General features: G+C 70.5%; 6 protein-coding genes and 1 pseudogene. 3 read left to right on the plus strand and 4 right to left on the minus strand.

Features of this window, described 5'->3' with window-relative positions:
- The first annotated feature begins 72 nt into the window (after positions 1 to 72).
- Together ACFW6B_RS39510 and ACFW6B_RS39515 are read left to right on the plus strand one after the other, a co-directional pair.
- Positions 73 to 357 (plus strand): SHOCT domain-containing protein, encoded by a 285-nt coding sequence (locus ACFW6B_RS39510; RefSeq protein ID WP_386604479.1) that lies wholly within the window; start codon positions 73 to 75, stop codon positions 355 to 357.
- Between the two features lie 437 nt (positions 358 to 794).
- Positions 795 to 1,310 (plus strand): hypothetical protein, encoded by a 516-nt coding sequence (locus ACFW6B_RS39515; RefSeq protein ID WP_386604463.1) that lies wholly within the window; start codon positions 795 to 797, stop codon positions 1,308 to 1,310.
- A gap of 6 nt (positions 1,311 to 1,316) precedes the next feature.
- Here the strand turns inward: ACFW6B_RS39515 and ACFW6B_RS39520 are convergent, their stop codons facing one another.
- The 4 genes from ACFW6B_RS39520 to ACFW6B_RS39535 form a co-directional block, all read right to left on the minus strand.
- On the minus strand, positions 1,317 to 3,680 hold the full coding sequence (locus ACFW6B_RS39520) for a heavy metal translocating P-type ATPase (RefSeq protein ID WP_386604465.1): 2,364 nt from the start codon (positions 3,678 to 3,680) through the stop codon (positions 1,317 to 1,319).
- A 200-nt stretch (positions 3,681 to 3,880) separates the two neighbouring features.
- Positions 3,881 to 4,777, minus strand: a complete 897-nt coding sequence (locus tag ACFW6B_RS39525; RefSeq protein ID WP_386604467.1) for a universal stress protein — start codon at positions 4,775 to 4,777, stop codon at positions 3,881 to 3,883.
- A 77-nt stretch (positions 4,778 to 4,854) separates the two neighbouring features.
- On the minus strand, positions 4,855 to 5,757 hold the full coding sequence (locus tag ACFW6B_RS39530) for a universal stress protein (RefSeq protein ID WP_386604469.1): 903 nt from the start codon (positions 5,755 to 5,757) through the stop codon (positions 4,855 to 4,857).
- A gap of 124 nt (positions 5,758 to 5,881) precedes the next feature.
- Positions 5,882 to 6,763, minus strand: a complete 882-nt coding sequence (locus tag ACFW6B_RS39535; RefSeq protein WP_386604471.1) for a universal stress protein — start codon at positions 6,761 to 6,763, stop codon at positions 5,882 to 5,884.
- Between the two features lie 388 nt (positions 6,764 to 7,151).
- On the opposite strand from ACFW6B_RS39535, the pseudogene ACFW6B_RS39540 reads away from it, so the two are divergent.
- A pseudogene (locus ACFW6B_RS39540) lies at positions 7,152 to 7,669 on the plus strand (transposase); the annotation flags it as partial.
- Positions 7,670 to 8,210 lie beyond the last annotated feature (541 nt).

The following is an 8,210-nucleotide window of genomic DNA, read 5'->3' on the forward strand; positions in this document are numbered from 1 at the left end:
GACGGTGAAAGTGGCGCACCGAGACCACGGGCATGAGGCCCGCGTCCGGTGACAGTGGGGAAGCAGGCGATCATGATGCTCTGGTACGGCCATGATCCGAGCGGCTGGGGCTGGTTCGTGATGTCGGTCGGCATGATCCTCTTCTGGTCCGTCCTCATCCTCCTCGGGGTCCTCCTGTTCCGGTCCTTGTCCCGGCCGGCCGGGACAGGGACGGCCACCGGCCTCGTGCAACACGGGCCCACAGCCGAGCAGCTCCTCGCCGAACGCTTCGCCCGAGGAGAGATCGACGAGGACGAATACCGCCGCCGCCTGAGCGTCCTGCACATGGGCGGCGGCCCCCGGCTCGGCAAGGACTGAACTGATCGATCGAACGAAACCGCGCCGGATCGGAGGCATCCTGTCCGCACACTCCAGGTTTCACGGTCACACGTCCGGCACCGCAGGCCCGGTACCGCCGTGGAACAGTGGGAGGAGCCGGGAATCGCCCCTCCGCGCATGGCCGGTCGGCCTGAAGGGAGGCAGGTCCGGTGTCCGTACGTGAACTCGACGCGACGGCTGTGACAGCCCTGGTGGAAGACGCCGCCGCAGCCCCGTCCATGCACACGGCTGACCAACCCTGCCGTCGCGGTCGATGAACGCGCGGAAGACCTCGCGCCTCTGTATCCGGCGATCCGCCGTCGCCACACGAGCCGTCAGCCGTTCACCGACAAGGTGATGCCGCAGGCCATCAAGGACTCCCTGTGCGCCGCCGCACTCCTGGAGGGGGACATCTGGTTTTTCCCGGCGCATGGCACGTGGAGACACTGCTGGACTTGGTGCACTACGCCGAGGGGCGCGACGCGATGGACACCGCCGCGTCCGAGGAGCTGAGGCAGTGGACCCGCACCGGCACGGGAACGGGAACGGCGGAAACGACGTACGACGGGGTACCGGAGTACGCCTTCGGCCCTCGCGAACACTCCGGCAGGGCGCCCGTGCATGACTTCGCCGGCAGGCACCCCGTTCCGGGCCGCACGGCCGCCGCGTTCGAGAACATGCCCCAGCTCGCCGTACTGGGCACCGTGGGCGACCGGCCGAGAGACTGGCTGCCGGCGGGTCAGGCCATGGAACGCGTTCTGCTCCAGGCCACCCTCGACGGGCTCGCCACCTCACTCACCTCCCAGGCCCTCGAACGGCCCGAACTCCGCTGGGCCGTGCGCGATCCGCAGTCGGCGACGGGATTCATCAAGATGGTGCTGCGGCTCGGATACGGCCCGGCAGGCCCTGGCACAAGGCGCCGTCCCGTGCACGAGGTACTCGACATCGAATGAGCCTTCTCATGAGCCCGCGCGGCCTCCGTCGGACGGGGAGGTCGCCAGCGAGAAGTAGTTCTCCTCCTCCTGGGTGAAGTGCAGACGCAGGACGGTGTTCAGGCCGTAGAGGCAGGAGCGCAGGTCGTCGAGTTGTCCGGGGGCCAGGCCGCCATCGGCGTGCGAGAGGTCGAGATGGGTCGCGATCCGGCGGGAGAGACGTGCGATCTCCGTGTGGGCGCGGCTCATGGTGGCGGTGGCCTCGGGCCCGCCGAGCGCGGGGGCAAGAGCCGGATAGAGCTCGTGCTCCTCGGCGTTCTCGTGCGGCAGCAGCCGCTCGGTGAGCAGCCTGTACGCCTCCTCGACGGCCGCGAGGGCTTGTGGGCCTGGGTTGTCGGAGACACGGTCGGCCGCGCCGCGGACGGCTTCGAGGACGTCCTGGAGGTCGTCGTGTTCGGCCGCGAACCGCTGGACGAGTGCCTCGGCGGCGGGGGTGAGCGCCGGCCGCGCGGCCTGGTCGACGCGCAAGGCACGCAGGGCGTTGAGAATGACCGCGACGTCGATCCCTTCCTGGAGCAGCGCACCGACGGCCGGTGGGAGCAGGCCGAACGCGGCCGCGGTCATGGCGGCCAGCGACATCAGCATGCCTGCCAGCGCGCTCTGCACGGCAATTCGCCGGGCTCGTACGGCGATGGAGACGGCGTCCGCCAGACGGTCCACGCGGTCGGTGGTCAGCACGATGTCAGCGGCCTCGGAGGATGCGGTGGAACCGCGTGCTCCCATGGCCACGCCGATGTCGGCCGCGGCGAGCGCGGGGGCGTCGTTGACGCCGTCGCCCACCATCACGGTGACCGCGTGCGCACTCTCGGCGCGTACCGCGGCGACCTTGTCGGCCGGGCCGAGTTCGGCGCGGACGTCGTCGAGACCGAGGACGGCGGCGACCTCCTGGGCGGGTTCGGCGCGGTCGCCGGTCAGCATCAGCAGCCGTTCGATGCCCGCCGCTCGCAGATGACGCAGCGTGCGGGGCGCGTCGGGCCGGACGGGGTCTCGAAGGAGAACGGCACCGGACAGCTGTCGGTCGACGGTCAGCCAGGCGACGGCCGCGCCGTCGAGAAGAGCGCGGTTGTCGACGGCCCGGGCCCAGGGCGGTCGCGTGTCCGAGGCGGTGACGCGGCCGACCGACACCCGGTGGCCGTCCACCGTTCCGGAGGCGCCCCGGCCGGGTTCCTCGCTCACCGCGGAGGGAAGGGACAGGCTCAGCTCGCGCTTGTGGGCCGTGTCGACGATGGCGCGGGCGAGGACGTGCGGCGAGTACTGGTCGACGGATGCCGCCAGGCGGAGCACTTCCGTGGGTGTCCCGCCGGGCGCGGCGATCACGTCCAGCACGCGGGGACGGCCGGCGGTCAGTGTGCCGGTCTTGTCCAGCATGAGTGTGCGGGCCCGGCCCAGGTTCTCCAGGGCGCCGCCGCCACGGACGACCACGCCGAGGCGTGAGGCACGGGAGAGGCCGGAGACGATCGCGACCGGCGCGGCCAGCAGCAGCGGACAGGGAGTGGCTACCACCAGGACGGCGACCGCCCGGACCGCGGAGCCGCTGACCAGCCAGGCCAGACCCGCCACCACGAGGGTGAGGGGAAGGAACCATGCCGCGTAGCGGTCGGCGAGCCGCACGACGGGCGCGGACTCCGCTCCCGCTTCCTGGGCCAGCCGCACGATGCCGGCGTAGGTGCTGTCCCGCTCGGCGGCGGTGGCGCGGAGTTCGAAAGCGGCACCCGCGTTCACGACACCACTGCGGACGGATTCCCCGCGTCCCCGCTCGGTCTGGAGGGGCTCGCCGGTGAGCGCGGATTCGTCGAGGACGGCGATGGTGCTCTCCACCCGGCCGTCGACGGGGACCACTTCCCCAGGGCCCACGACGAGCAGGTCGCCGACACGGACCTCGGCCGACGGCACCACACGCACGCCGGTGGCGGTACGCAGGCGGGCGGAGCGTGGAGCTCGCTCCAGCAGAGCACGCAGGTCGTGCGAGGCGCGCCGCTGCGCGGCGGTCTCGAGGGTGCGGCCGGTGGCGAGCATCAACGCGATCAGGGCGCCGGCCAGGTACTCCTGGACCGCCAGAGTGCCTCCCAGGGCGAGCACGGCGACCAGGTCGACACCGACGTCACGGTGCCGCAGCGACGCCAGCACCCATCCGAGTGCCGGCACGACGGCAGCCACCGTTCCCAGTCCCCAGAACAGGTCTGCCAAGGCACCCGCACCGACGATCCAGGCGACGCCGCCCGCCGAAAGAGCCACAGCCGTGACGGCCAGGAGCACGGCTTCAGCGGGTGCGGACACGATCTTCAGAGACAGCCGCCGCGATCGTGCCGCAAGGGCGGTGACGCGATCCATGGCACACACCTCGGCCCGTCCGAACGTCACGACCTTCACTTCGCTCCCTTTCCATGACACCGCGCCGTCCGGCCTGCCCGGCAGGGGACGGACGGCCCGGTCGCCGGGGCTGTCCGTCCATCGCCTCACCCGTCGCCGTGCCCGGCCAGGACACGTACCCGAGTTCGGGTCGGGCAGGCGGCGACCGCGCGGCGCGGCTGTCAGTCGTGCGGGACCAGCACGACCGGCTGAGTCATGTGGTGGAGCAACGCATGGGCCACCGGACCTGTGTGGGCGCCGATCCCGGTACGCCGACGACGACGTCCCACCACCAGTAGTCCGGCCCCGCCTGCCGCGCGTACGAGGACGTGGGCGGCACGGCCCTCGTGGAGGTTCTCGTGGACGACCACGCCAGGGTGCTTCGCACGCCAGGGTTCGAGCAGCTCCGCGAGTGCGCGCTCCGCCGCCTTCCGGATCCGCGTACGCTCCTCGACGCCCGGGACACCCCTGGTGAGCGGCACGTGCCAGGCGTACGCGACGCGGAGCGGAGCCCCACGGAGCTCGGCCGCGCGGAACGCGTGGTCGAGGACGTCGTCGCAGGACGCGCCGACGTCGACGGCGACCGCCACGTCACGGTGGGGGGTGTCGGTCGACGCCTTTCCCGAAGCGTCGGGGAGGTGTTCGTCCGTCGCAGTATGGCCCGCCCGCACGAGGACGACGGGCCGGTCGACGTGAGCCACGGTGGCCATGGCGACCGACCCCGAGACGAACCCGCCGACACCGCTCGTCCCCTGGCTTCCGATGACCAGCAGTTCCGCGTTCTCCGCCTCGGCGAGGAGCGCGGGACCTGGCTGCTTGCGCACCTGCTCGGCGGCTACGTACAGCTCCGGATAACGCTCGTGCAGTACGTCGACGGCCCCGCGCAGCACCCGCCGCGCGTGGTACTGCGGTGCCCGGATCTCGGGCAGGTCCGCGACGGTGCCGTCGTCGGGCAGGCCCTCCCAGGCGTGCACCAGACGGAGCGGCAGTCCGCGGCGAAGGGCTTCCCTGGCGGCCCAGTCGGCCGCGGCGAGACTCTCCTTCGAACCGTCCAGGCCGACCACGACCGGCCTCGTCATGACCGTCACCTCCTTCGTCCGTTCCTGCTGTCGCGATTCCTTCGAGAACAAGGTCCGCTCAGCAGGCTCGGGGTCCTCTAGGCATGGGGCACGACGGCGACGGGGCAGCCGACGTGGTGGATCGCGGCGTGCGTGACGGGCCCGGTGCGGGGACCGAGCGGACGTTCGGCGAGGCGGTGGCCGACGACGAGAAGACTCGCTCCGGTCGCGGCCCTCACAAGCGCGGTCGAAGGTTTGTCGTCCACGACCGTCTCCAGGACCTCCACGTCCGGATACTTGTCGCGCCACGTCTGGAGCACGGCCTTGAGGAAGCCCAGCCATTCCTCGCCCTGCCAGGACTCCTCGGCAAGTCCGATGTCGCCGGACCCGAGACCGATCGGTCCGGCCGTGTGCCAGGCGTGTACGGCCCTCAGGCGTGCGTGCCGGAGCCGGGCGGCCTCGAAGGCGAACTCGATGACCTCGTCACAGGCCTCATCGAGGTCTACGGCGAGCACGACGTCCCGGTAGCCGGTGTCTGTGGAGGGGCTTCCGTCGCGTGCCGGCACATGTTCGTCGGCCACCTCCTCGTCCGCCCGGACGAGGACGACGGGACGGGTCGCCTTCGCGACCACGCCGAGCGCCACGGAACCCACGAGGAGTCCGGTGAATCCGCTCAGTCCGCGAGATCCCAGGACCATCAGATCGGCCTGGTCCGCCGCCTTCAACAGCGCGGCGGTGGCGGGACCCTCGGTCTGTTCGTCGGTGAGGCGGACGTCCGGGCACTCGGCGCGGACGCGTTCCTCCGCCTGGCGCAGCGACGTCCGCGCCAGATGCCGCTGGGCGGCGCCGGCGATCTCGCGCTCCTGCTGGCGGGGGTGCCAGTTCCATGCGTGGACAAGGTGCAGCGGTCGGTCCCGCCGTTCGGCCTCGCGGGCCGCCCATGCTGCGGCGGCCAGGCTCTCGGCGGATCCGTCAACTCCTGCGACTACGGGCGAGAGCATGTCGGCACCTCCAGCATTCGGTCTGCCGTCCGGTACCAGCGTCACGCCGCGGTCCGCGCGGGGGCAGAGGCTGCCCGGTCCTCTCCGGGGGCCGTCCGGCCCTTCTCCATGACGCTCGCCGCCGTCAGTCGGAAACCGTGTGCGGCACGACCGCCACCGGGCAGTCCGCGTGGTGGAGCAGGGTATGGCTCACCCGGCCGAGCTGAAGCCCGAGGTGGCCGTGTCTGCGCCGGGCACCGACGATCACCAGGTCGGCGGCTGCCGAGCGGCGCACAAGCACGCTGTGAGCCGGTCCCTCGACCGTGACTCGCTGCACCTGGACGCCCGGATGGTCGGTCATGGCGTCCCGCAGCAGCGCCTCGAGTACTTCAGAGGCCCGATCCTCGTGTCGGAGCGCCGGTTCGTCCGCGAGCGCGGGATCGTCGGCGCTCTCGTGCATCGGGCGGCGCCAGGCTCGTACGACGTCCAAGGCACATCCGCGTGCCTCGGCCTCGCCGAAGGCGAAGCGCACGGCTTCGGCACCGTTCGCGGGCTCGCCCGCACCCAGCAGGATCCTCTCGTGGGAAGCGGCCAGACCCGCCTTGTCTCCCCGGACAACGATCACCGGGCAGCGCGCCCGGGCTGCCACGGCCAAGCCTACGGAGCCCAGGAGCAGGCTCGTGAGCTCACCGCGGCCACGCGCTCCCGTCACCACGGCGAATGCGTTGTCGCCCTCGCGCAGGAGAGCGTCCGCGGCATCGTCGGTGACGGTTTCGGTGGTGACCTTGACGTCCGGATTGCGCCGCCCGACGCGTTCAGCCGCGGAGGCCACGAGGTTCTCGATGAACACGCGCTCGGGCGGGCGGCCGAGACTGCGGGACGGAACGGTTCGCTCGTACCGCTCCCAGCGTGAGGCATGCACCAGCCTCAGCGGGAGACCGTGCCGGGCGGCCTCGTCCACTGCCCAGTCGACCGCCGTCAGGCTCTCATCGGAACCGTCGATGCCCGTGACCAGGGGATGTGTCATCGTCTCCACCGCCTTCGATGCAGCACAGGGGTCCATTTCACGTTCACACCGGTCGGCGCACCGCACAAAAGGCCATATCAGCTCATGGTGGGGACGTTCGGCCCATACATCCATGCGTCGCGGAGTCCGCTCCAGCGTCTTTTCTCGGGTGCGGTTCTTCTGGAGTGAAGGGTTGATCTGAGAGAACGCCGCTTGGGGCTGTGTGCGGGGTTGCTCGTCTCTACCGTGGTGGTGGAGGAGGCTGCTGATGGGTTCGCTGTTCGAGGAGCTGGAGGCTCGCGAGGCGACCGCTCGGGTGCGGGTGGAGGAAGTCCGGTCCGCTCGGTGATCAGATGGATCTTCGACCCGTACTTGCTGCGATCCGCAGGATTCGGACCTGTCAAAAGCCGAATCAACCGCCTGCGTCATCGACTCCCAGAGCATCAAGACCTCCACCAATGTCCCCGCCTGCCGGCAAGGCGTCGACGCGGGCAAGAAAATCGTGGGCCGCAAGCGGAGCATCGTCATCGACACCGTCGAACTCCTCCTCGGATTCCTGGTCACGGCTGCGAGCGTCCAGGACTCCATCGCCGGCCAGGCCCTCATCGAGAAGGCTGCCGCCGAGCACCCCACGGTCCACAAGACCTGGGTCGACGGCGGCTACCGCCAGCACCTCGTCGAGCACGCCGCGACCCTCGGCATCGACATGCACATCGTCCGCCACGACCCCACCACCAGGGGCTTCACCGTCCTGCCCCGCCGCTGGACCGTCGAACGCACCCTGGGCTGGCTGATGAACCACCGACGTCTGGCCCGCGACTACGAAGCCCACCCCACCGCTCCGAAGCCATGGTCCACCTCGCAATGATCAACCTCATGACACGCCGCCTGACCGCGGAATCCACCCTGAGCCGGCGCGGCACCTGAACCGCCCCCAATCCGGCAATCCGGCAATCCGGGATGAAATAACAGGACAAAACGCCCTCTGATGGCGGCAACGAAGGAGACAACGATGGCGGACTCTTCGGCGGCCCAGCGGGCTGAGAGACGAGCGGCTGGACGAAGCAATTGACTGCCGGGGCCTCGTCACCGGTCGACACCTTCGCGCCAGCGGTCGGCTTCAGCGCTTTTTCTGGAGTGCCGCTCCACGACTCCGGATGCACGGAAGGCCGTTGAGGCTTTCCGCGGATGGCCGGAGGCGCTCAGGAGCGCGTGCCGGGCGAACCCTGAGTGCGCTCCCGATGCTCGATTTCGGCAGGAGCAGTCGATAAGCGGTCTCTTTGCGCTCGCGCCCGGTCACCGGTTGTCAGCCTCGGAGATGCTCCGTTGGTGACTCGGGCATGCGCATACGGTGCGGTCACGCGGCAGGACCGGCAGTGCCCGGGGGGGCCGCGGGGCGCCACACAAACAGGTAAGCCATATGGGGTTTGGGCATTTGTTGGTGGAATAAAAAAATAAAGAGGGCCAC

The organism is Streptomyces sp. NPDC058751 (assembly GCF_042746485.1).
Classification (GTDB): Bacteria; Actinomycetota; Actinomycetes; order Streptomycetales; family Streptomycetaceae; genus Streptomyces.

Coding starts and splice junctions, on each gene's coding strand:
- ACFW6B_RS39510 (WP_386604479.1), top strand. CDS start 73: ATGATGCTCTGGTACGGCCATGATCCGAGCGGCTGGGGCTGGTTCGTG.
- ACFW6B_RS39520 (WP_386604465.1), bottom strand. CDS start 3,680: ATGGATCGCGTCACCGCCCTTGCGGCACGATCGCGGCGGCTGTCTCTG.
- ACFW6B_RS39525 (WP_386604467.1), bottom strand. CDS start 4,777: ATGACGAGGCCGGTCGTGGTCGGCCTGGACGGTTCGAAGGAGAGTCTC.
- ACFW6B_RS39530 (WP_386604469.1), bottom strand. CDS start 5,757: ATGCTCTCGCCCGTAGTCGCAGGAGTTGACGGATCCGCCGAGAGCCTG.
- ACFW6B_RS39535 (WP_386604471.1), bottom strand. CDS start 6,763: ATGACACATCCCCTGGTCACGGGCATCGACGGTTCCGATGAGAGCCTG.